The 21732-nt window shown below is 50.2% G+C and carries 34 protein-coding genes and 1 rRNA gene; 32 read left to right on the plus strand and 3 right to left on the minus strand.

The window, feature by feature from the left end; translation table 11 throughout:
- The first annotated feature begins 47 nt into the window (after positions 1–47).
- The 22 genes from rpsQ (at position 48) to truA (ending at position 11230) form a co-directional block, all read left to right on the plus strand.
- Entirely contained in the window at positions 48–311 is a 264-nt protein-coding gene (gene rpsQ, locus HFP08_RS26100; RefSeq protein ID WP_168123576.1) for a 30S ribosomal protein S17, read from the plus strand.
- A gap of 50 nt (positions 312–361) precedes the next feature.
- A complete protein-coding gene (gene rplN, locus HFP08_RS26105; protein WP_168123577.1) occupies positions 362–730 on the plus strand; it encodes a 50S ribosomal protein L14 in 369 nt (122 codons plus the stop codon).
- A gap of 52 nt (positions 731–782) precedes the next feature.
- The gene (gene rplX / locus HFP08_RS26110; protein WP_240941890.1) at positions 783–1136 is read left to right on the plus strand and encodes a 50S ribosomal protein L24; all 354 of its coding nucleotides are present in this window, start codon (positions 783–785) and stop codon (positions 1134–1136) included.
- Between the two features lie 31 nt (positions 1137–1167).
- Positions 1168–1710 carry a 50S ribosomal protein L5 gene (rplE, locus tag HFP08_RS26115; protein WP_168123578.1) on the plus strand — a complete coding sequence of 181 codons (543 nt, stop codon included), beginning with the start codon at positions 1168–1170 and terminating at the stop codon, positions 1708–1710.
- A 26-nt stretch (positions 1711–1736) separates the two neighbouring features.
- Positions 1737–1922, plus strand: a complete 186-nt coding sequence (locus HFP08_RS26120; RefSeq protein ID WP_013312154.1) for a type Z 30S ribosomal protein S14 — start codon at positions 1737–1739, stop codon at positions 1920–1922.
- Between the two features lie 31 nt (positions 1923–1953).
- Positions 1954–2352 (plus strand): 30S ribosomal protein S8, encoded by a 399-nt coding sequence (gene rpsH, locus HFP08_RS26125; RefSeq protein WP_168123579.1) that lies wholly within the window; start codon positions 1954–1956, stop codon positions 2350–2352.
- 31 nt (positions 2353–2383) lie between these two features.
- Entirely contained in the window at positions 2384–2926 is a 543-nt protein-coding gene (gene rplF, locus HFP08_RS26130) for a 50S ribosomal protein L6 (protein WP_168123580.1), read from the plus strand.
- Positions 2927–2987: 61 nt separating this feature from the next.
- Positions 2988–3356 carry a 50S ribosomal protein L18 gene (gene rplR / locus HFP08_RS26135; RefSeq protein WP_168123581.1) on the plus strand — a complete coding sequence of 123 codons (369 nt, stop codon included), beginning with the start codon at positions 2988–2990 and terminating at the stop codon, positions 3354–3356.
- A gap of 26 nt (positions 3357–3382) precedes the next feature.
- Complete coding sequence (rpsE, locus tag HFP08_RS26140) at positions 3383–3880, plus strand: 30S ribosomal protein S5 (protein WP_168123582.1); 498 nt, start codon at positions 3383–3385, stop codon at positions 3878–3880.
- A 13-nt stretch (positions 3881–3893) separates the two neighbouring features.
- Positions 3894–4073: a 50S ribosomal protein L30 gene (rpmD, locus tag HFP08_RS26145; RefSeq protein WP_168123583.1), complete on the plus strand. Its 180-nt coding sequence runs from the start codon at positions 3894–3896 to the stop codon at positions 4071–4073.
- Positions 4074–4117: 44 nt separating this feature from the next.
- Positions 4118–4558, plus strand: a complete 441-nt coding sequence (gene rplO, locus HFP08_RS26150; protein ID WP_168123584.1) for a 50S ribosomal protein L15 — start codon at positions 4118–4120, stop codon at positions 4556–4558.
- The gene (gene secY, locus HFP08_RS26155; protein ID WP_168123585.1) at positions 4559–5860 is read left to right on the plus strand and encodes a preprotein translocase subunit SecY; all 1302 of its coding nucleotides are present in this window, start codon (positions 4559–4561) and stop codon (positions 5858–5860) included.
- Between the two features lie 92 nt (positions 5861–5952).
- Positions 5953–6603 carry an adenylate kinase gene (locus HFP08_RS26160; RefSeq protein WP_168123586.1) on the plus strand — a complete coding sequence of 217 codons (651 nt, stop codon included), beginning with the start codon at positions 5953–5955 and terminating at the stop codon, positions 6601–6603.
- On the plus strand, positions 6603–7367 hold the full coding sequence (gene map / locus HFP08_RS26165) for a type I methionyl aminopeptidase (protein ID WP_168123587.1): 765 nt from the start codon (positions 6603–6605) through the stop codon (positions 7365–7367). Before HFP08_RS26160 ends, map begins: the two co-directional genes overlap by 1 nt.
- A gap of 2 nt (positions 7368–7369) precedes the next feature.
- On the plus strand, positions 7370–7651 hold the full coding sequence (locus tag HFP08_RS26170; protein ID WP_168123604.1) for a KOW domain-containing RNA-binding protein: 282 nt from the start codon (positions 7370–7372) through the stop codon (positions 7649–7651).
- Positions 7652–7653: 2 nt separating this feature from the next.
- Entirely contained in the window at positions 7654–7869 is a 216-nt protein-coding gene (gene infA / locus HFP08_RS26175; protein WP_015847200.1) for a translation initiation factor IF-1, read from the plus strand.
- Between the two features lie 44 nt (positions 7870–7913).
- A complete protein-coding gene (gene rpmJ, locus HFP08_RS26180; protein ID WP_003333770.1) occupies positions 7914–8027 on the plus strand; it encodes a 50S ribosomal protein L36 in 114 nt (37 codons plus the stop codon).
- Between the two features lie 17 nt (positions 8028–8044).
- Complete coding sequence (gene rpsM / locus HFP08_RS26185; RefSeq protein WP_168123588.1) at positions 8045–8413, plus strand: 30S ribosomal protein S13; 369 nt, start codon at positions 8045–8047, stop codon at positions 8411–8413.
- Positions 8414–8432: 19 nt separating this feature from the next.
- Complete coding sequence (rpsK, locus tag HFP08_RS26190) at positions 8433–8828, plus strand: 30S ribosomal protein S11 (protein ID WP_168123589.1); 396 nt, start codon at positions 8433–8435, stop codon at positions 8826–8828.
- A 126-nt stretch (positions 8829–8954) separates the two neighbouring features.
- Positions 8955–9899, plus strand: coding sequence for a DNA-directed RNA polymerase subunit alpha (locus HFP08_RS26195; RefSeq protein WP_168123590.1), 945 nt, complete (start codon positions 8955–8957; stop codon positions 9897–9899).
- 40 nt (positions 9900–9939) lie between these two features.
- Complete coding sequence (gene rplQ / locus HFP08_RS26200) at positions 9940–10305, plus strand: 50S ribosomal protein L17 (protein ID WP_168123591.1); 366 nt, start codon at positions 9940–9942, stop codon at positions 10303–10305.
- Positions 10306–10420: 115 nt separating this feature from the next.
- On the plus strand, positions 10421–11230 hold the full coding sequence (gene truA, locus HFP08_RS26205; protein WP_168123592.1) for a tRNA pseudouridine(38-40) synthase TruA: 810 nt from the start codon (positions 10421–10423) through the stop codon (positions 11228–11230).
- Between the two features lie 67 nt (positions 11231–11297).
- Here the strand turns inward: truA and HFP08_RS26210 are convergent, their stop codons facing one another.
- Entirely contained in the window at positions 11298–12263 is a 966-nt protein-coding gene (locus HFP08_RS26210) for a DUF4097 family beta strand repeat-containing protein (RefSeq protein WP_168123593.1), read from the minus strand.
- A 323-nt stretch (positions 12264–12586) separates the two neighbouring features.
- On the opposite strand from HFP08_RS26210, the gene rplM reads away from it, so the two are divergent.
- From rplM to HFP08_RS26240, 6 genes are all read left to right on the plus strand, one after another.
- Entirely contained in the window at positions 12587–13024 is a 438-nt protein-coding gene (gene rplM / locus HFP08_RS26215) for a 50S ribosomal protein L13 (protein ID WP_168123594.1), read from the plus strand.
- A gap of 20 nt (positions 13025–13044) precedes the next feature.
- A complete protein-coding gene (rpsI, locus tag HFP08_RS26220; RefSeq protein WP_168123595.1) occupies positions 13045–13437 on the plus strand; it encodes a 30S ribosomal protein S9 in 393 nt (130 codons plus the stop codon).
- A gap of 191 nt (positions 13438–13628) precedes the next feature.
- On the plus strand, positions 13629–14324 hold the full coding sequence (locus tag HFP08_RS26225) for a phosphoadenylyl-sulfate reductase (RefSeq protein WP_168123596.1): 696 nt from the start codon (positions 13629–13631) through the stop codon (positions 14322–14324).
- A gap of 40 nt (positions 14325–14364) precedes the next feature.
- The gene (gene sat, locus HFP08_RS26230) at positions 14365–15531 is read left to right on the plus strand and encodes a sulfate adenylyltransferase (protein ID WP_168123597.1); all 1167 of its coding nucleotides are present in this window, start codon (positions 14365–14367) and stop codon (positions 15529–15531) included.
- Between the two features lie 132 nt (positions 15532–15663).
- On the plus strand, positions 15664–16458 hold the full coding sequence (cwlD, locus tag HFP08_RS26235; protein WP_168123598.1) for an N-acetylmuramoyl-L-alanine amidase CwlD: 795 nt from the start codon (positions 15664–15666) through the stop codon (positions 16456–16458).
- Between the two features lie 215 nt (positions 16459–16673).
- Positions 16674–17774 (plus strand): Mrp/NBP35 family ATP-binding protein, encoded by a 1101-nt coding sequence (locus HFP08_RS26240; RefSeq protein ID WP_168123605.1) that lies wholly within the window; start codon positions 16674–16676, stop codon positions 17772–17774.
- A 129-nt stretch (positions 17775–17903) separates the two neighbouring features.
- Here HFP08_RS26240 and gerD read toward each other — a convergent pair whose 3' ends face one another.
- Positions 17904–18581 (minus strand): spore germination lipoprotein GerD, encoded by a 678-nt coding sequence (gene gerD / locus HFP08_RS26245; RefSeq protein WP_168123599.1) that lies wholly within the window; start codon positions 18579–18581, stop codon positions 17904–17906.
- 187 nt (positions 18582–18768) lie between these two features.
- Between gerD and HFP08_RS26250 the strand changes: the two genes are divergently transcribed.
- On the plus strand, positions 18769–19392 hold the full coding sequence (locus HFP08_RS26250; protein WP_240941891.1) for a KinB-signaling pathway activation protein: 624 nt from the start codon (positions 18769–18771) through the stop codon (positions 19390–19392).
- Positions 19393–19445: 53 nt separating this feature from the next.
- Here HFP08_RS26250 and pdaB read toward each other — a convergent pair whose 3' ends face one another.
- Positions 19446–20276 (minus strand): polysaccharide deacetylase family sporulation protein PdaB, encoded by an 831-nt coding sequence (pdaB, locus tag HFP08_RS26255; protein WP_168123600.1) that lies wholly within the window; start codon positions 20274–20276, stop codon positions 19446–19448.
- A 138-nt stretch (positions 20277–20414) separates the two neighbouring features.
- Between pdaB and HFP08_RS26260 the strand changes: the two genes are divergently transcribed.
- The 3 genes from HFP08_RS26260 to HFP08_RS26270 form a co-directional block, all read left to right on the plus strand.
- Complete coding sequence (locus tag HFP08_RS26260) at positions 20415–21041, plus strand: stage II sporulation protein M (RefSeq protein WP_240941892.1); 627 nt, start codon at positions 20415–20417, stop codon at positions 21039–21041.
- 112 nt (positions 21042–21153) lie between these two features.
- Entirely contained in the window at positions 21154–21375 is a 222-nt protein-coding gene (locus tag HFP08_RS26265) for a hypothetical protein (protein WP_168123601.1), read from the plus strand.
- A 273-nt stretch (positions 21376–21648) separates the two neighbouring features.
- Positions 21649–21732, plus strand: a 16S ribosomal RNA gene (locus HFP08_RS26270); the annotation flags it as partial.

Below are 21732 nucleotides of genomic sequence, written 5' to 3' on the forward strand. Positions count from 1 at the left end.
AACCTTGTGGATAAAGTACGATCACGGCTGAAGGAAGGAGGAAAAACATGAGCGAACGCAATGCCCGTAAAGTTCAAGTCGGCAAAGTCGTAAGCGACAAAATGGACAAAACAATCGTGGTGGCTGTAGAAACTTACAAAAAACATGATTTGTACCATAAACGCATCAAATACACGAAGAAGTACAAAGCGCATGACGAGAACAATCAAGCGAAAATCGGCGATACGGTTAAAATCATGGAAACACGTCCGTTATCGAAAGACAAGCGCTTCAGATTGGTTGAAGTCGTTGAAGTTGCTATTGTTCTCTAAGTAGCGTTTGTAAGGCCCAAGCATTTTTTTGCTGAAAGGAGGACGTTTAAATGATTCAACCATTTTCGCGTTTGAAAGTTGCTGACAACTCTGGCGCCAAGGAATTGATGTGCATCCGCGTGCTTGGCGGTACCGGACGTCGCGTAGGTCACATTGGTGATCTGATCGTATGTTCCGTTAAACAAGCAACACCAGGCGGCGTTGTCAAAAAAGGTGATGTTGTGAAATGCGTTATCGTACGTACGAAACGCTCGGTTCGCCGTAAAGACGGATCCTACATCGCATTTGACGAGAATGCAGCGGTTGTGGTCAAGGAAGATAGAAGCCCTCGCGGCACGCGTATCTTCGGACCAGTGGCTCGTGAGCTTCGCGACAAAGATTTCATGAAAATCGTATCGCTTGCACCGGAAGTAATCTAAGTAACCATTCAGATATAAGCCTGATAGCTTAAGCGAGCAGGAGGTGTAATAAATGCCAAGGCTGAAAAAAGTATTGGAATCCCATAACAATAAGCTGCATGTGAAGAAGGATGATACGGTTATCGTCATTACCGGCAAAGACAAAGGTAAGAAGGGCCGTGTTATCGCAGCGTATCCGCGTGAGAATCGCGTTCTGATTGAGGGAGTCAACATGGTGAAGAAGCACACGCGTCCTTCCCAAGTGAACCCGCAAGGCGGAATCATCGAGCAGGAAGCGCCGATCCATGTATCGAACGTTATGCATATTGATCCGAAGAGCGGAAAAGTAACTCGAATCGGATACAAAGTGCTGAATAACGGCAAGAAAGTACGGTTCGCAAAACGTTCCGGAGAAGTGATTGACTAATCGTTAGGGTAGGAAAGGAGGTCTATGATCAATGACAGCAAGATTGAAAGGTCGCTTTCTTAATGAAATTACTCCTGCATTGATGCAGAAGTTCAACTATAGTTCGGTTATGCAAGTGCCGAAAATTGAGAAAGTCGTTATTAACATGGGTGTTGGCGAAGCGGTTTCCAACTCCAAAGTGCTGGATGTTGCGGTTGAAGAGCTGCAAACCATCTCCGGACAAAAGCCGGTCGTTACACGCGCGAAGAAGTCCATCGCAGGCTTCAAGCTTCGTGAGAACATGCCGATCGGGGTTAAAGTGACGCTGCGCGGCGAGCGTATGTATCACTTCCTGGACAAATTGTTCAACATCTCGCTTCCGCGCGTTCGCGACTTCCGCGGCGTATCGACCAAAGCGTTCGACGGTCGCGGCAACTACACGCTGGGCCTCAAAGAGCAATTGATCTTCCCTGAGATCGAATACGATAAAGTTGATAAAGTGCGCGGTATGGATATCGTCATCGTCACGACGGCAAAAACGGACGAAGAATCTCGTGAATTGCTTACCCAAATGGGCATGCCGTTTGCGAAGTAATCCACTACAGGAGGTGTAATACCAAAGTGGCAAAAACTTCGATGAAAGTGAAGCAACAACGCACACCGAAATTCAAAGTGCGCGCGTATACGCGCTGTGAGCGTTGCGGCCGTCCGCATTCAGTTTTGCAAAAGTTTAAAATTTGTCGGATTTGTTTCCGCGAGTTAGCATACAAGGGCCAGATTCCTGGCGTTAAAAAAGCAAGCTGGTAATCAGCCTAGTTCGGGAAGGAGGTTCACATAAATGGTTATGTCAGATCCGATTGCAGATATGCTGACGCGTATTCGCAACGCGAATGTCGTACGTCATGAAACGGTAGAAATGCCTGCATCGAAAATGAAAAAGCAAATCGCTGAAATTTTGAAGCGCGAGGGTTTTATCCGCGATGCTGAATATATCGAGGACAACAAACAAGGGATCATCCGTATCTTCTTGAAATACGGCCCTAACCAAGAGCGCGTTATTACTGGTCTGAAGCGTATTTCCAAACCTGGACTTCGTGTGTACACACAATCCACAGAGGTGCCGCGCGTGCTTGGCGGACTTGGAATCGCGATTATTTCCACATCCAAAGGCATTATGACAGACAAGGAAGCGCGTCAGGTTAAATCCGGCGGCGAGGTTGTCTGCTACGTTTGGTAACAATTAAGTCAGAGAGACAGGAGGTGTAACAATGTCCCGTATTGGTCGCAAAGCAATTGCGGTTCCAGGTGGAGTATCGATTAACCTGGACAACGCAGTCATTACTGTAAAAGGACCGAAAGGCACGCTTTCCCGCCAAATTCACAAGGATATGATTGTGAATGTATCCGAGAATGAAATCGTCGTGGAACGTCCTTCCGACAATAAAACGCATCGTTCCCTGCATGGAACGACTCGCAGCCTGATTGCGAACATGGTGACAGGCGTTACTGACGGCTTCACAAGAAACTTGGAGCTCGTTGGCGTTGGTTATCGTGCAAGCAAATCCGGAGAAAAGATCGTTCTGAACGTTGGTTACTCTCACCCGGTTGAGATTACGCCCGAGTCGAACATCGAATTTGATGTTCCAGCCAACACGAAGATTACCGTTCGCGGTATCGACAAAGAGCGCGTAGGCGCTGTTGCCGCTCAAATCCGTTCCGTACGTGAGCCAGAGCCGTATAAAGGCAAAGGCATCAAGTATGAAGGCGAGCGCATCATCCGCAAAGAAGGTAAAGCCGGCAAGAAGAAATAAGATGCTGCTACGCATCTTGAGGATAGCTTCATAAGGCATTAGGAAAGGAGTGAACCCTTGTATGATTACAAAAGGCGACAAAAACAAGGCTCGTCTGAAAAGACACCTTCGTGTTCGTAAAAAAATTAACGGCACAGCAGCACGCCCGCGTCTAGCTGTATTCCGTTCCTCCAAGCATATGTACGCTCAATTGATCGATGATGTAGCAGGAGTAACGCTGGCTTCCGCATCCACGCAGGATAAAGATCTGGCTGCCTCAATTGGCAACGGCGGGAACGTCGAAGCTGCTGCTAAGGTTGGCGCATTAATTGCAGAGCGTGCCAAAGCAAAAGGCGTAACTGAGGTCGTATTCGACCGCGGCGGTTACTTGTATCACGGCAGAATTCAAGCGCTGGCAACCGCAGCACGCGAAGCAGGCTTGGAATTCTAAACTATCGAATAAGGAGGTAAATCGACTTGCGTGTAGATCCTAATACGTTAGAACTGACTGAAAAAGTTGTTCATATCAATCGTGTAGCGAAGGTTGTAAAAGGCGGACGCCGTTTCAGCTTCAGCGCACTTGTAGTAGTTGGCGACGGTAAAGGCTACGTCGGCGCGGGGATCGGTAAAGCTGGCGAAGTACCTGAAGCAATTCGCAAAGGTATTGAAGATGCCAAGAAAAACCTGATCCAAGTTCCTCTCGTGGGAACAACGATTCCGCATCTTGTACTTGGACATTTCGGCGCGGGTGAAGTTCTTCTGAAGCCGGCTTCCGAAGGTACTGGAGTTATCGCGGGCGGACCGGTTCGTGCTGTTCTTGAGCTTGCCGGCGTCGGCGATATTTTAACGAAATCCCTTGGTTCTTCGAACTCACTGAACATGGTGAACGCTACGCTTGAAGGTCTTTCCCGTTTGAAACGCGCGGAAGACGTTGCAAAGCTTCGCGGCAAAACAGTCGAAGAGCTGTTAGGTTAAGGAGGGGAAAAGAATGGCAAAATTGCAAATTACCCTCGTTCGCAGTTTGATTGGCCGCAACGAGAAACAGCGTGCAACGGTTGAATCGCTCGGCCTTCGCAAAATTCGTCAATCGGTCGTTCTAAACGACAGCCCGGCTATTCGCGGCATGGTTAACCATGTCAGCCACTTGGTGCAAGTGCAAGAGGTTTAGAACGGCCTTGTTTTTCACGAAATCTATAAGGAGGTGCACGAACGATGAAATTGCATGATTTAGCTCCGGCAGCGGGTTCGACTAGCGCTCCCAAGCGCAAAGGCCGCGGTATCGGATCAGGCAATGGCAAGACGTCAGGTAAGGGCCACAAAGGTCAAAACGCTCGTTCCGGCGGCGGCGTTCGTCCAGGATTCGAGGGCGGACAGAACCCATTGTACCGCCGTGTTCCGAAACGCGGTTTCAACAATCCGTTCCGCAAGGAATATGCGATTGTCAATATTGAAGATCTTAACAGCTTTGCAGCGGGTACTGAAGTCACACCAGAAGTTCTTTCCGAGCAGGGTATTGTGAAAAACCCTTTAGCTGGCATTAAGATCCTGGGTAATGGTGAATTGAAAGTAAGTTTAACTGTAAAAGCAAGTAAGTTCTCTCAATCTGCGGTGGAGAAGATCCAGGCTGCCGGCGGTAAAACCGAGGTGATCTAATTGTTCACAACCGTGTCCAACATATGGAAAGTAACGGATTTGCGTATGAGGATCCTGTTCACACTTTTCATCTTATTCATTTATCGTATCGGAGCGTTCATTCCGGTACCTGGCGTTGATACTGATGTATTCAAGAATAACGATTCGGCTGGAGCGGATTTGTTCGGCTTGCTGAATACCTTCTCCGGCGGCGCGTTGTATCACTTCTCTATCTTCGCAATCGGAATTACGCCATACATTACAGCTTCCATTATCGTGCAGCTGTTGTCTATGGACGTTATTCCGAAGTTCGCCGAATGGGCGAAGGAAGGCGAGAACGGCAAGAAGAAGCTCGCGCAAATTACGCGTTACGGCACGGTTATTCTGGGTCTTGTTCAAGGCTTTGCAACAGCGATCGGCTTCAACCGTCAATACAGCCAGCAAATGATTCCGGGCGCATCCTTCACGGATTACCTGGTCATTGCGATTATATTGACGGCGGGTACGGCTTTCCTGATGTGGCTGGGCGAGCAAATTACGGAGCGAGGCATAGGCAACGGTATCTCCATTCTGATTTTCTCGGCGATCGTAGCCGCAATTCCAGGTCATGTTCGTACGATCTATTCGACTGAATTCGAAGGCGCTCAAGATCAGCTGTTCCTGAACATCGTGAAGGTTGTCCTGATTCTAATCGCGATTGTCGCGATTATCGTCGGCGTTATCTTCATCCAGCAAGGCATACGCAAGATTCCTGTTCAATATGCTAAGCGAGTAGTAGGCCGCAAGATGTACGGCGGACAATCGACGCATATCCCGATGAAGGTGAACGGAGCCGGCGTTATTCCGGTAATCTTCGCGGTATCGCTCATCATGTTCCCGATTACGATTGCGAGCTTCTGGGCTGGCCATGATTGGGCAGACTGGATCAGAAACAATATGAGCTATGACAAGCCGCTTGGCATGGTGCTGTATGTGCTTCTGATCATCGGCTTTACGTTCTTCTACACATTCGTGCAGATCAATCCTGTGCAAATGGCAGATCAAATGAAGAAGAATGGCGGCTACATTCCGGGCATTCGCCCAGGGAAGCCGACTTCCGCGTATCTGACTCGCGTCATGTCGCGTATCACGCTTACGGGCGCGATCTTCTTGGCTGCGATTTCAGTGCTCCCGGTATTCTTCGGATCTTTGGCAGGATTGCCGCGTTCGGTTCAGCTTGGCGGAACATCGCTTCTCATTGTTGTCGGCGTAGCGCTTGATACAATGAAGCAGATTGAAAGCCAGTTGATCAAACGCCATTACAAAGGGTTTATCAATAAATAACATTAGGTTCGAATGCGGGCTGCCGTTCTTATCGTTAGCAGAGGAAGCGGTGCCCGAACGAGCCTATTGTGTTTAAAGCGAGGAACACAGTAATGAACATTCTATTCATGGGTCCTCCGGGAGCTGGCAAAGGCACACAGGCTGAGCGGATTGTAGAGAACTTCGGCATACCGCATATTTCTACGGGCGATGCATTCAGACTTGCGATGAAGCAAGGCACGCCGGTAGGCTTGAAGGCCAAAGAATATATCGATCAAGGCTTGCTCGTTCCAGACGAGATTACAAACGGCATCGTTAAGGAACGCCTGGCGCAAGACGATTGCAAGAAAGGGTTCCTGCTGGACGGCTTTCCGCGCACGCTGCAGCAAGCCGAAGCGCTTGATGCGATGCTGAGCGAGCTTGGCCGAAGCATTGACCATGTCGTGAACTTGAAGGTAGATCGCGGATTGCTGCTTGCCCGTTTGACAGGCAGACGCATATGCAAGTCATGCGGTACGACCTACCACGTCCTGTTCAATCCTCCGAAGGTCGAAGGCATCTGCGACAAGGACGGCGGAGAGCTGTATCAGCGTTCCGATGATACGGAAGAGAAGGTCGGTACTCGGTTGGATGAATACACGTCCAAGACCGAACCGCTTCTCAACTACTACAACGGTAAAGGTCTCCTGCGTGAGGTCGATGGCGAGAAGGATATTAATATCGTAACAGCGGATATTGTTTCCTGCCTGAAAGGTACATTGTAATGATTATATGCAAATCCGAATCGGAACTGCGTTTAATGAGGGAAGCTGGTCGCATCGTTGCGGAGACGCATCGTTTGATGGCAGCTGCAGTCAAACCGGGCGTTACAACTGGCGAGCTTGACGACATTGCCGACAAGTTCATCAGAAGCCAAGGGGCTGTGCCATCCTTTAAAGGTTACAATGGATTTCCTTCCAGCATCTGCGCTTCTGTGAACGACGAACTGGTGCATGGATTCCCTGGTTCTCGCAAGTTGAACGAAGGTGACATTATAAGCATAGACATCGGCGCGGAGTATGAAGGCTATCACGGAGATTCGGCCTGGACCTACGGTGTGGGCAAAATCTCTGAGGAAGCGCAGCGATTGCTTCATGTTACGGAGGAATCGCTGTATGCGGGTCTCGCGCTCGTCGGACCCGATGTTCGATTGTTTACAATTTCACACGCCATCCAGAAGGTGATTGAAGCAGCGGGCTTCTCCGTTGTACGGGAATACGTAGGGCACGGAATCGGCGCGGATCTGCATGAAGAGCCGCAAATACCGAACTACGGCATACCCGATCGCGGACCGCGGCTGAAGCCGGGTGTGGTGCTTGCCATTGAGCCGATGGTCAATATCGGTGAACGATATGTCCGGACGCTTGAGGATAATTGGACGGTCGTAACGCAGGACGGCAGCTGGTGCGCTCATTTCGAGCATACCGTTGCTGTAACGGAGGACGGCTTTGAAATCTTGACCATGCTGCCGAAGCCATCCGGGGTTTGATGATGGATGCTCGTCCGCAGATTGGTCAGATCGTCAAGGTGCTTCGCGGCAAGGAAGAGGAAAGCTATGCTATAATCATCGGTATCATTGACGAGAAATTCGTCTGGATTGCCGATGGAGACAAGCGGCGCTTCGACTCTCCGAAGAAGAAGAACGTCCTGCATCTGGAGTTGCAGTCCGCCATTAGTCAAGAAGTAACAAACAGCTTGCAAGAAACAAGCAGGGTGACCAATGCCAAGTTGCGTTATGTGATTCAGAAGTATGCACATGCGAAAGGAGAATGACGGTGGCTAAGGAAGACGTCATTGAGGTCGAAGGCACGGTAATCGAACCGTTGCCGAATGCCATGTTCAAGGTGGAGCTGGAGAACGGACATCAAATTCTCGCCCATGTCTCCGGCAAGCTCAGAATGCATTTCATTCGTATTCTGACAGGAGACAAAGTGGTTATTCAGTTATCGCCTTATGATTTATCAAGAGGGCGCATCACCTATCGGAAGTAGGCCTTGCAAGAGGCTGCTTGCGACAAGATCGGGAGGTAATCACAATGAAGGTTAGACCTTCGGTTAAGCCGATTTGCGAGAAATGCAAAGTCATTCGCCGCAAAGGCAATGTAATGGTTATTTGTGAAAATCCGAAACACAAACAAAAACAAGGATAAAGGAGGGACAATAGCCCATGGCACGTATAGCTGGTGTAGATATTCCGCGCGACAAGCGCGTTGAAATCGCCCTGACGTATATTTTCGGTATTGGCAAAACAACATCGCAAAAGCTGATCGCAGCTGCTGAAGTTAATCCGGACACTCGCGTTCGCGATCTGACGGAAGACGAGCTTGCTCGTTTGCGTGATGCCATTGACAAAACAACGAAAGTGGAAGGCGACCTTCGTCGTGAAATTTCACTTAACATCAAGCGTCTCACTGAGATCGGCTGCTACCGTGGTCTTCGTCACCGTCGCGGACTTCCTGTTCGCGGTCAACGTACGAAAACAAACGCGCGTACTCGCAAAGGTCCGCGTCGGACTGTAGCAAACAAGAAGAAATAAGAAGGGAGGATAATGGACAATGGCTAAACCTAAAAAAGTCGTACGCACAAAACGTCGCGACCGGAAAAATATTGACTCTGGCGTTGCGCATATTCGCTCGACGTTCAACAATACAATCGTTACGATCACAGATCCGCACGGCAATGCGATTTCATGGGCAAGCTCGGGCAACCTTGGCTTCAAGGGCTCCCGCAAGAGCACGCCTTACGCTGCGCAAATGGCTGCCGAATCCGCTGCGAAAGCTGCGATGGAGCATGGCATGCGCGTTGTAGAAGTCATGGTTAAAGGACCAGGCGCAGGCCGTGAAGCCGCGATTCGTTCGCTGCAAGCAGCCGGATTGGAAGTTAACCTCATTAAGGATGTTACGCCAGTACCGCATAATGGATGCCGTCCGCCGAAACGTCGTCGCGTATAGTTAAGTCAACGATGGTATCAAATATCTGCAACTTGTGAATAATGGTTGTGAAGGTTTGACATACTACGAGGTTTGACATAATAGTCGACTAGTTAACGGAGCGATGTTTGAAGGAGGGTACTATTAGTGATTGAGATCGAAAAGCCGAAAATCGAAACCGTAGAACTGAACGATGAAGGAAACTACGGACGTTTCGTTGTCGAGCCGCTGGAGCGCGGTTACGGGACTACGCTGGGAAATTCGCTTCGTCGGATTTTACTGTCGTCATTGCCTGGCGCGGCCGTAACATCGGTTCAAATCGATGGCGTACTGCATGAGTTTTCTACGGTTCCAGGAGTGATTGAAGACGTTACGGAGATCATTCTAAACCTGAAAGGCCTATCGCTCAAAATCCATTCCGACGAGGAGAAGGTATTGGAAATTGACGCGGAAGGCGAAGGGGATATTACAGCAGGAGATATTCGTGCTGATAGCGATGTCGAAATATTGAGCCCTGATCTTCACATTGCAACCTTGGCTTCCGGAGCGCGTCTCCATATGCGTATATTTGCTAATCGAGGACGCGGCTACGTGCAAGCGGACCGGAACAAGAGCGATGATCAGCCAATCGGCGTCATCCCTGTTGACTCCATCTATACGCCAATTACTCGTGTCAATTATAGCGTCGAGAATACACGTGTCGGTCAGGTTACCAACTATGACAAGCTGACGCTTGAAGTATGGACGGATGGCAGCATTCGCCCTGAAGAGGCGGTAAGCCTTGGCGCTAAGATTCTGACCGAGCATCTGGACTTGTTCGTCGGACTGACCGACGAAGCCAAAGATGCGGAAATCATGGTTGAGAAGGAAGAGGACAAGAAAGAGAAGGTTCTCGAGATGACGATCGAAGAGCTGGATCTTTCCGTACGTTCATATAACTGCTTGAAGCGTGCAGGCATTAACACGGTTCAAGAGCTGATCACGAAATCGGAAGAGGATATGATGAAGGTCCGCAATCTGGGCCGCAAATCCCTCGAAGAGGTTCAAGAGAAGCTTGAAGAGCTGGGTCTTGGCCTGCGCATGGAAGAGTAGCACCGAGAACCAACAAAAGAGCAAGGGAGGGAAAAACGAAATGGCATATCAAAAACTAGGACGTGACGCCAGCGCGCGGAAAGCATTGTTCCGCGATCTCGTTACAGATCTGTTCCTATATGAGCGCATCCAAACAACGGAAGCGAAAGCGAAGGAAGTTCGTTCGATCGCTGAGAAGCTGATTACGAAAGCGAAGAAGGGCGATCTTCACGCTCGTCGTCAAGTAGCAGCATACGTTCGCCGCGAATCCATCGACGGCGGACAGGACGCTATCCAAAAGCTGTTCTCTGAGATCGCATCCCGTTATTCGGAGCGTGCCGGCGGATACACGCGTATCCTGAAGCTGGGACCTCGTCGCGGTGATTCGGCTCCAATGGTTTACCTGGAGCTTGTAGATCGCGCATAAGAGAAGAAAGGGTGGACCCTCGAGGCCACCTTTTTTTTGTTTTGGCGCAGATTTGCGTAGAGGATGCCAGCCGGGAATTCCAGATGAGTTATACAAAGAAATTGCAGGTGAAAACATGCGCAATATTGGATGCAAGGTCAGTTACGACGGAAGCGAGTTTAACGGCTTTCAATCTCAGCCGTACGGCAGAACGGTGCAAGGCGAGATCGAAAAGGCTTTAGAGCATTTGACGAATGAGAGCATTATTATACTCGGTTCGGGCAGGACAGATGCCGGCGTGCATGCACGGGGACAGGTATTCAACTTCCACACGGAATCCACAATACCGACGGAACGCTGGGCGATCGCGCTGAACACAAGGCTGCCGAAGGATATCGTTATTCTGGATGCCTGGGATGTACCGGAGGCTTTCCATTCAAGGAAGTCCGCGAAGCGAAAGACATATTGTTATACCATCGATCGCGGAAAGTTTCCCGATGTATTCGGCAGACAATATCGCTTCCATCATCCCACGCCGCTTCGCGTGGAGGAAATGCGCGAAGGACTGAAGCATCTGGTCGGAGAGCATGACTTCACCTCCTATACCTCCATTCATTCGACGAAGGCCTCTCATATACGAACGATCTATGAAGCTCGACTGGAAGAGGAGGGGCCATTCCTCCATCTGGTCGTGACCGGCAATGGATTTCTCTACAACATGGTGCGGGTTATTATGGGAACGCTGCTATGGGTTGGCGAAGGAAAGCTGCTGGCAGACGATATGCTGCGGATACTGGATGGCAAGTCACGCGCGCTTGCGGGTCCTACGGCGATGGCGCATGGATTGACGTTGATGGATGTGGAGTATGCTCGCACGAATGACAACCAGTTCCCCCATCCTTATGATCAAGTTAAGGATGAACCCGAGACCGAGGTCGAAGAATAACAAAGCCAGCGCTGCGAGGCATGCGCCGGCTTTGTTTGATTCGTAATCGCGTAAGATGCAGTTCTATTTATTTCAAGGTGAAATTTCCAGAGCCTGTGCGGACCTTTAATGTTGTCTCGCCGCTTCCGAAAACGCCCTCAAAGGAATCGTGATGATGCTCGCCATGGTAGGAGAACCCGTCGAGCAAGATATCCCCGTCTCCCGATCCGCCATCATAAGAGACGGCGAGCGACTCAGGCGCATGGTTCAGCTTTATCGTGATATTGCCGCTTCCTGCTTTCAAATCGGTATCTTGCGTGATATCATCCGTCGTAACGACGATGTTGCCGGAGCCGGCGTTGCCGCTTATGCCGCCTTCCCCATTCGAGATTGCGACGTTGCCGCTGCCAGAATGAAATTTGATATGCTCGGCATAGTAGTCTTCCAGCTTCGTATTGCCGCTGCTATTATCCAGATCCATCGTATTCGCACGAACATTGGATAGCTTCATATTGCCGCTCCCTTGATCAATCGAGAGAGAATCCAGCTCGGAATCTGCTATTGCCACATTGCCCGATCCAGCATCGATGCTGATCGCTTCCGAGGACAATTGCTCCAGGACGAGATTGCCGCTGGAAATTTCGAGTTGCACTTGTTTCCACTGCTTCTCGGGAAGGGCGACGGTCATTGTCACTTGATTCCCGATGAAGCCAAAGCTGATTCCCTTGGGTTGATTCGGATCGATCGTCAATTGATTGCCGGATTGCTCGGCATTGATCTTTAGCTGATTGGCAATGTTTTTACTCGCTTTGCCTTTAATGGCAACAAGCGCTTCCGCGCCCGTTCCTTGCACGACTTCTACATTAATGCTCTTGGAGTTAATAACGAGTTCCTCTGCCTCACTGACATCGATAGTCCGTTCTTGATTAACGTCTGTCATGAAGAAGGAGGACAGTCCGGCGAGCGGCGATTTGCCTCCGGATACAATGGCATAAAGAATGCCGATCATTCCGATTATGATGAGTATAGTGCCAAGCTTTATTCTTCGTTTCATGGTTGAACGCTCCCTTGCTTGATTATGTAGTTATCTTACCAATTATTATATCGGAAGCAAACAGGCTGCTGATGTAGCCGCCCATCAGACTTAGGTCTAGGATGCGGCGGCATTGCAATGAAAGTGTGTATGGCATAGCGGCAAGCGAATTTATACTTGCGTTTGCCTATATATTATAGTATTATATAACTTGTGCTTTCTTAGTGGCTATCCCACAGCCCCGACTAAGAACGGCCGCCTGAGCAACACATGAATACCCGATAATCAAATCAACGTTACGTTGTTATAAACGATTAATGTATGAGAACTAAGGAGGATCATCCATGCGTACCACCTATATGGCAAAGCCAACAGAAGTTGAGCGTAAATGGTTCGTCATCGATGCGGAAGGCAAGACACTTGGACGTCTGGCGAGCGAAGCAGCTAGCCTGATCCGTGGCAAGCACAAGCCGCAATTTACGCCTCATATTGATACTGGTGACTTCGTTATCATCATCAATGCTGAGAAAATCGTATTGACAGGCAACAAGATGGCTAACAAAATGTACTATCGTCATTCCTTGTATTCCGGCGGTTTGAAAGTAACTCCGGCTCACGAGATGGTAAGCAAGAAGCCTGAACGCATGATCGAGCTTGCTGTTCACGGCATGCTGCCTAAGAATCGTCTCGGCAACAAAATGAAGCTTAAATTGAAAGTCTACGCAGGTGCGGAACATCCACATCAAGCACAAAACCCTGAAGTTTACGAGCTTCGCGGGTAATAAAGAGGAGGACAAGTTTCATGGCTCAAGTGCAATACTATGGAACCGGTCGTCGTAAACACTCTGTTGCACGTGTACGTCTTGTGCCGGGTGAAGGACGAATCATTGTTAACAAGCGTGATCTGAACGAATATTTCGGTCTGGAAACATTGAAGCTGATCGTAAAACAACCGCTTAATCTAACAGAAACATTGAACAAGTACGACGTTCTTGTTATCGCTAACGGCGGCGGAATGTCCGGCCAAGCCGGCGCTATTCGCCACGGTATTTCCCGCGCTCTTCTGAAAGTTGATCCTGAGCTTCGCCCAGCGCTGAAACGCGCAGGCTTCCTGACTCGCGATCCACGTATGAAAGAACGTAAGAAATACGGTCTTAAAGCGGCACGTCGCGCTCCACAGTTCTCGAAACGTTAATTTTCTACTCAGAATGCCCTTTCTGCTGCAAAGCGGGAAGGGCATTTTTGCATGGGAGTGCATAGGCTAATGACATAGCGTTCTATTGCAGGCGCGAGCAGCTAAACAAAGCATTGAACATTAAGCACAGAAGGTGTATAATGCATTAAACAGACTACTTTACTTGGAATTAAAAACGGAGGTAAAAATCCATGAACTTATTCGAAAAAGAAGCTTTGATCGCGAAGAAAGCCGTCGAGCTGGAAGATGCATCGCCAGAGGACGTCATTCGTTTCGCTGTAGAGACATTCCCTAATATTACGTTCGCGTGCAGCTTCGGCGCAGAGGATGTCGTACTTGTCGACATGCTGCAGAAGATTAGCCCGACTACTGATATTTTCTATTTGGACACTGATTTTCATTTCAAGGAAACCTATGAAACAAGAGATCGCATGGCTGAGCGCTACAAAGGCATTCCATTCGTGGAAGTGAAGCCGGAGATTACGCCGGAGGAGCAGGCGGAGCAATTCGGCGATGAGCTATGGAAATCCGATGCGAACAAATGCTGCGATATCCGCAAGGTGAAGCCGCTGACCAGCATTCTCTCGAAATATGAAGCCTGGATTACAGGAATCAGACGCGATCAGGCGCCTACTCGCGCGAACGCGAAGAAGATTGAATATGATGTGAAATTCGGTTTGGTGAAATTCAATCCGATCGCAAGCTGGACGAGTGAAGACGTATGGAACTATATCCGCGAGAACGATGTCATCTACAATCCTTTGCATGATCAGCATTATCCAAGCATCGGCTGCGAGCATTGCACGCGTAAGGTTATGCCGGGCGAAGATCCGCGCGCCGGTCGCTGGTCGGGACAAGAGAAGACGGAATGCGGTTTGCATAAATAATACGTAGGCTGCAAAGCTTGCAAGGAGGCTATTACTGATTATGTCACAAATTGCACCACATGGCGGCTCGCTCGTCAACCGAATTGCCGAAGGAGCAGAACGCGAGACGCTGCTGAAGGAAGCAAACGGATTATCCCGAATTACAATTAATAATTGGGCGATCTCGGATCTGGATTTGATCGGAGTCGGGGCATTCTCCCCTCTGACTGGATTTCTGAATGAAGAGGACTATCTCTCCGTTGTCAATACGATGCGACTCGCGAATGGACTTGTCTGGAGCATTCCCGTGACGCTGGCCGTCGAGGAAGCGAAGGCGAATACGCTGAATATCGGCGAACGCGCAGCGCTTATCGGAGAAGACGGTATTACTTACGGCATTATTGCGATCGATTGCATCTACAGCGTCGATCAGAAGGCGGAAGCTCTCCATGTGTTCAAGACCGATGATCTTGAGCATCCAGGCGTTAAGAAGCTGATGGAGCGCTCCTCGACTTACGTGGGCGGAGAGATTACGGTGCTGAACCGGCCGCAGCCGGAGAAGTTCCAGGAATTCTATTATGACCCGGCTCAGACGCGTCAAATCTTTGCGCAGAAGGGCTGGAATACGGTTGTAGGCTTTCAGACTCGCAATCCTGTACATCGCGCGCATGAATATATCCAGAAGACGGCGATGGAGATCGTGGACGCGCTCTTCCTCAATCCGCTTGTAGGCGAGACGAAGTCCGATGATGTGCCTGCGAATGTGCGCATGAAGAGTTATCTGGCTCTATTGGAAAATTATTATCCGGCGGATCGCGTGTTTCTGGGCGTGTTCCCTGCCGCTATGCGTTACGCGGGACCTCGCGAGGCGATCTTCCATGCGCTTGTGCGCAAAAATTATGGCTGTTCTCATTTCATCGTGGGCCGCGATCATGCCGGCGTAGGCGATTATTACGGCACATACGAAGCGCAGGAGCTGCTAAAATCGATTCCAGCAGAGGATCTCGGCATAACGCCGCTTTATTTCGAGCACAGCTTTTTCTGCACGATCTGCGGCAATATGGCGACATCGAAGACTTGTCCGCATGACAAGAGCGCTCATCTGACGTTGTCGGGCACGAAGGTTCGCGCTTTGCTGCGCGACGGGGTCTGTCCACCGCCGGAATTCTCGCGTCCCGAGGTTGCGAAGATTCTGATTGAAGGCATGTCGGAGCAGCCGGTCGGCTAACTGCGGCGAGAATCGAATGATTCGTAACCGCTGAAGCTGAAACGGTCAGACGATGATCATAAACAACCATCTCGTCCCATATACTGAACAAGCGTAGAGCTTATTCAATAGGGGAACGAGGTGGTTTTTTTGATGCGCCCGATTGGCCGACATGTCGTAATTTGGTTGAATTATAAAGGCGTTATTCGAATCGTTGTCGCTTTGCTGGTCATTGCGCTTACAGGCTTCATGCTGCGATACAGCATGCCCGCCGCAAGCACATGGTCTTACTGGACTTTACCGTTGTCGGGCAAGACGATTGCGATTGATGCCGGGCATGGAGGCGTCGATGGCGGAGCGGTGAGCAAGCAGGGCACGATCGAGAAGGATTTGAACCTGGCAATTGCGCTATATTTGCGCGATTATTTGCAGCAGGCCGGGGCTGTGGTCGTCTTGACCCGCGAGGGGGATTATGATCTGGCTTCCGATGATGTCAGAGCTTATAGCAAGCGCAAGACGGAGGATTTGCTTAAGCGGGCTTCGATGATCGAGGAGAGCAAACCGGCGGCCTTTGTCAGCATACACATGAACAGCATTCCTTCTTCGAAATGGTCCGGCGCCCAGACCTTCTATTATCCGTCGAATCATCCGGACAATAAGCTGCTGGCGGCTTTTATTCAGGATGAGATCAGGCGTAATCTTGAGAACACGACCCGTATTGCCGCGGCCAAGGATAACGTGTATTTGCTGAAGGCGCTGGAGGAGGTTCCTACCGCGCTTGTCGAGGTTGGTTTTCTCTCCAATCCGGAGGAAGCGCAGCGTCTCTCGGACGCGGATTATCAGCGGAAGGTTGCCGCTTCGATCTACCAAGGCATTCTTCGGTTCAGTACGGGGGAGAAGCTGAGCGGGGGAGCGCTCGAGGAGATTGATCTGCATAACGGGAAGTAGCCGCGATCTCTGCATGCAGCATTGCGGGCTCAAGCTTGTTCGCCGTGCGGAGATGATGCGGTTCGTTGAGCAAGCCGGCTGGTCCAGGTGCCGAAACGATGCGGTTTGTTGGGATTATCGGGATTGCCTGCATTCCTCTCGCGAAGAAGAAACGGGCGCCCGGCTATGGTATAATGAAGGGCATAATGCGATTACTTGAAGGTGGGACAGAACCAATGTTAACACGTGAAGCTGCAATAGAAGCCATCGAGCAAGCGCTGATGGCTGGAGGATATACCGCGGAGGGCATCTCCTTCCGCGATCTAATGGTGCGGGACCGTCAAGTATCCCTGACGGTCCTGGAAGCGAGCGCCGCGGCTCAGCCCGCGCTCGAGGCCTCGCTGCGCGAGGCCCTGGCGCCCCTCGGCGCGGAAACCGTGCACTGCCGGTTTCGGAGCGCCGAGGGAGCGCCCCCCGCGGGCGGCGCGCAGCCAGCGCCAGCGGCGAAGGAGGCGCCTGCCGGCGCCTCCGGCGGCCCCGTGAAGGGCCACGGGGCCGGTCTGGCGAGCCCGCTGCTGTCGCAGGGCAGCGGGACCGAATTCATCGCCGTCGCCAGCGGCAAGGGCGGCGTCGGCAAATCCACGGTGACCGTCAATCTCGCGGTCGCCTTGGCCCGCAAGGGCAAGCGCGTCGGCATCATCGACGCGGACATCTACGGCTTCAGCGTGCCCGATATGATGGGCATCGAGGAGCGCCCGGAGGTCGTGAACGACCGTGTCATTCCAATTGAACGATTCGGCGTCAAGGTGATCTCCATGGGCTTCTTCGTCGAGGACAACTCCCCGATCGTCTGGCGCGGCCCGATGCTCGGCAAGATGCTTCGCAACTTCTTCGAGGAGATCGAATGGGGCGATTTGGATTATCTGCTGCTGGATCTTCCGCCGGGAACCGGCGATGTGGCACTCGACGTGCATCAGATTATTCCGCACAGCAAGGAGATTATCGTCACCACGCCGCATGCCACGGCTGCATTTGTCGCGGCCAGAGCGGGCGCCATGGCCATTAAGACCGAGCATGAGATCATCGGCGTTGTCGAGAATATGTCCTTCTTCGAGTCGAAGCTGACGGGGGAGAAGGAATACGTTTTCGGACGCGGCGGCGGCGCGCGATTGGCGGAGACGCTGCATTGCGGGCTGCTCGCGCAAATTCCGCTTGGCGCGCCGGACAATCATGTTTCGGAGCCGGACTTCTCGCCATCCGTCTACAAAGCGGATTCGGACACAGGCCGATTGTATTTGGAGCTGGCGGACAGCGTTCTTGCCCATTGCGGCAAATAAATCTCGAAGAAATTGTTCGCTTCCGCTTGCTGGATTGCGACAACAATCAAAGCCCGAGTCCTGCGCCCAAAGAGCAGCTTCATGCTGCGCTGTCGGTCGAGGGCTCGGGCTTTTTTTGAGTCCGATCATCTAGCTCTCCATGCTCTGATCATCTTTACTTTGCGAATCGCCGCTGTCGCTTTCTTGGCCGTCGGAGCCGTCTTGCTTGTCCACCTTCTCGTTCGGCTTCGTCTGCAGCTCTTCCTTCACCGCAGCCTTCATCAGATCGAGCACTTCAAGTCGGAACAAAGGATTTTGCATCGATTCTTGCATCAGGGACATGACTTCTTTTCGATATTGCGTGCTTTTGAGCACCTCGAGAATGATTTTCTCCATCTCGGGGTTTTGCATCGTCTTCACAAGCTCGGCTTGATATTGAGGATCCTTGATTAACTCTTTGTGAATCTCCTTGTTCTGCGCATTGACCGACTTGGCGAATTCGCCCGCGAATCGGGTGTCCGTCATCAGCTTTTTGATGACCTTGTCATAATCCGGCGAGCTGATGACATCCTTGACCGCAAGCCTGACCTCCTCCTGATCCTGCACGGAGAGAAGCTTGGAGGATTGAGCGGTATAGCCTGACAGTTGTTCGGTAGATTCCTGCAAAGCCTTCTGCGCGTCCTCGGTTTTCAGAATGTCGATGACCATCGATTTCATGTCCTTGTAGCTCATTTGCTGATTGTTTCCCGATGATTCCGCTCCGCAGCCGCTTAATACGAATACAGTCAACATAATCGTCGACAATAAAGACCATCGCTTGCGCATCATTTTCATCTCCCTTCTATGTTAAAGCCTTAATCTGACCCAGTTGCCCGAGGGATGATTCAATTTGCATTTGATTGAGTTGATCATGACTATTATGCGCATTGTTCACCGTTTTATCATGACCAGGCATTAGCTTTTTCTTGCGTTCGTGGTAAAATAAAGGCAAATCAACATTTGGAGGCTGCATACCGTGACTTTGCGCAAATGGTTTTTTTTATTTTGGAGCACAATGGCTGTCGGAGCGATCAGCTGTATCATAGCGGGCATCATCATGATGCTGTCGGATCAAGAATTTGGGTTCATGGGCATGGAAGCGACAGGCTTCAACGCTTCGATGATGGCCATTTCGGGACTCATGATCGGCGCGTTCAGCCAAATGGGCTTTTTCGCCTATCTTACCTTGAATTACATTGCCCTTAGCGTTTTTCGCAAAAAATACCTATGGAACGCTTTGCAAGGCTACACAACCGCCTTTTGCGTGTTCGGCTTAGGTTACGTGCTCTACGAAGATCGCACGAATAATTGGTTCTTCTGGGCGCTGCCGCTCATCTTGATTGCCGCATCGCTTATCGCTGCTTGGTACAAGGTGAAGCAGACCAACAAGAGCGCGTTTGTGCCGACTGTATTTCTCATGTACGTGGTAACCTTTATCGAGGCATGGCCGGCTCTTCAGGGCGAGACCAATATTGCCGCGATCATCTTTATGGTTACGCCGTTGTTCCTGTGCAATGCGTACCAAAATATGATGATGCATCGACTGCTGAAAAAAACAGAAGCCGACTCCGCAGTCGGCGCTGCGAAATCGGCCAGTTAGCATGCCTGGTTTGCAAGTATGTCATTCTGATGCTCGCGTGGGACCGCGTATTGTTAATCGCCCAGCGCCATTGCGAACTCGCTCATTTCTGCAGCGCTTAGCTGGGAGTCGTCCATCGAATTTTTATCCTGTACCGCTTCTCCTTGCGATTCCGTCTGGGAGATCAATTGCGATACCGATACGAATTCATAGCCCTTGGCTCTAAGCTGATCGATAATGACAGGGAGGGCCAGATGCGTTTGCGTGACGGAATCGCTGGCATGCAGGAGAATAATGTCTCCGGGATGCGTTCGCGAGACGACGCGGTCAATGATTTTGTCCGTGCCGATATTCATCCAATCGAGCGAGTCGGTATCCCACTGAATGACCGTATAATTCATGGATTCCGCAATTTGCAGCACTCTTTTGTCGAAATCGCCGTTCGGCAGTCGAATCAGATTCGGCTGTTTGCCCGTAATATCGGACAGGATGGTATGAGCGGATGAGATTTGCTTGCGAATTTCCTCGTCGCTGAGCTTGCTGTAATTTTCATGCTTATGCCCGTGGCTTCCGATTTCAAAGCCATCCTCTTGAATTTCTTTGACGAGATCGGGATGGGATTGTCCCCAAACCGAGGAGACGAAGAAGGTTGCCTGGGTGATGTTTTTCTCCTTCAAAATATTCAGGATCGGCTCAGCGCGTTTGTCTCCCCAACTGATATCGAAGGTGAGCGCTACGACCTTCTTGTCCGTTGGCACGCTGTAGATGGCTGCCGGCTGCTGCGGTGCGAATACCGTGATATTGTCGCGTTCGGTATAGATAATTCCGACTGCGAACACGAGAGCAATGGCAATGAAGAAGTACCTTTTCAGCTTTCTGCCGTTTAATACATAAAACATGTTCATGAGTAAGGGCTCTCCTCTCTTGGCTAAACCTCCGGCTCCTTTGGAGGCTTTGGCTTTTTCACACTAGTAGTACAATCTATGCTCGTACACCCGAGATATTCATAGTTCCCTTAACTTTCATGCCGAGGAGGAGATGGATTGTTCCGTTTACATGAGTGGTGGAAGCATCTTAAGGAAATGAACGGGTATATCGGATTTTCATTCGTGATGTTTTTGGCGGGAATTGTCATCGGGGGGACGAATGATTCGTTCCATGCTTTCCTTAATGGACAGATGGCCGGCTTGCAGCAATTGGCCGAGCAAATCGATCAATCCCAGAACAAAACCTTGACTATGATTGCCGTTATCTTCTTTAATAACGCAATCAAAGCGATACTGATGATGTATGTTGGCGTATTTTTTGGCATAATCCCGGTGATTTTTCTATTGATTAACGGCATGGTTATCGGTTATTTGCTGCAAATCGTAGCGCTTGATCCGGATTCTCCGTCCATTATCAGCGTTATCTTTCAAGCTTTGCTTCCGCATGGCATCATTGAAATTCCGGCAATCGTCATAGCTTGCGCATACGGCATGAAATTCGGAACATTGATCTTGCGTGCGATTGGGCAGGTTATATGGCACCGGAGCAGGCTTGCGGGAACAGGCAAAGAAATCGAGCGATTGATGATCCGCTTCGTTCCGATGGCGGTGGTGTTGATCATCGCATTATTCATCGCTGCGATTATTGAAAGCACATTCACAGTTTGGTTAGCGAGTATGTAATAAATTTTCCAATATTTGAGCATAACAATAAGGCAATGTCCGGGAGTCCTCTTTTTGGTTGTTTTTCCGGACGGTCCACTTGCGCGACATATCAAAGGAGGCCGCTAAAGTTATGCTCGGAATATTGTTTAACGATAAGGAATGCAAGGAATTCGATTATGTGTTGCGTAAAGAGTTGGATGAAATGCTTTTGGATTTGAGCGATTCCCGCTTGGATGGAGAGATCAAAACCTCGATAGCCAGACGTTACAAAATCATCTTCCGCATGTATGCTCGCATTGCTTCCCCCAAGGAGCTGTCGCGTTATGCATTGAATGCCAAATCCTATAGATAATAAGAATCCGTACTGTTAAATAGATGATTTGAAAAAAAATAAAAAAAGGGGTTGCAATTAAATGCACCCCTGTGATATATTATTTCTTGTCGCCGCTGAGACATTGGCGGAACGCGAGAAACAAAGATTGTTCTTTGAAAACTGAACAACGAGTGAAACTGCCTCATTACATGAACGAAGCTTGCTTCGTTGAGATAATGAAAAAGCGAAAAAATGAGCAAGTCAAACACCTTGGAGCTTTTCGCATTGGCTTTGCCAAGTGCGAAAACTCCCTTTATGGAGAGTTTGATCCTGGCTCAGGACGAACGCTGGCGGCGTGCCTAATACATGCAAGTCGAGCGGAGTTATGCCTTCGGG

Source organism: Paenibacillus sp. HB172176, from assembly GCF_011947265.1.
Lineage (GTDB): Bacteria > Bacillota > Bacilli > Paenibacillales > Paenibacillaceae > Pristimantibacillus.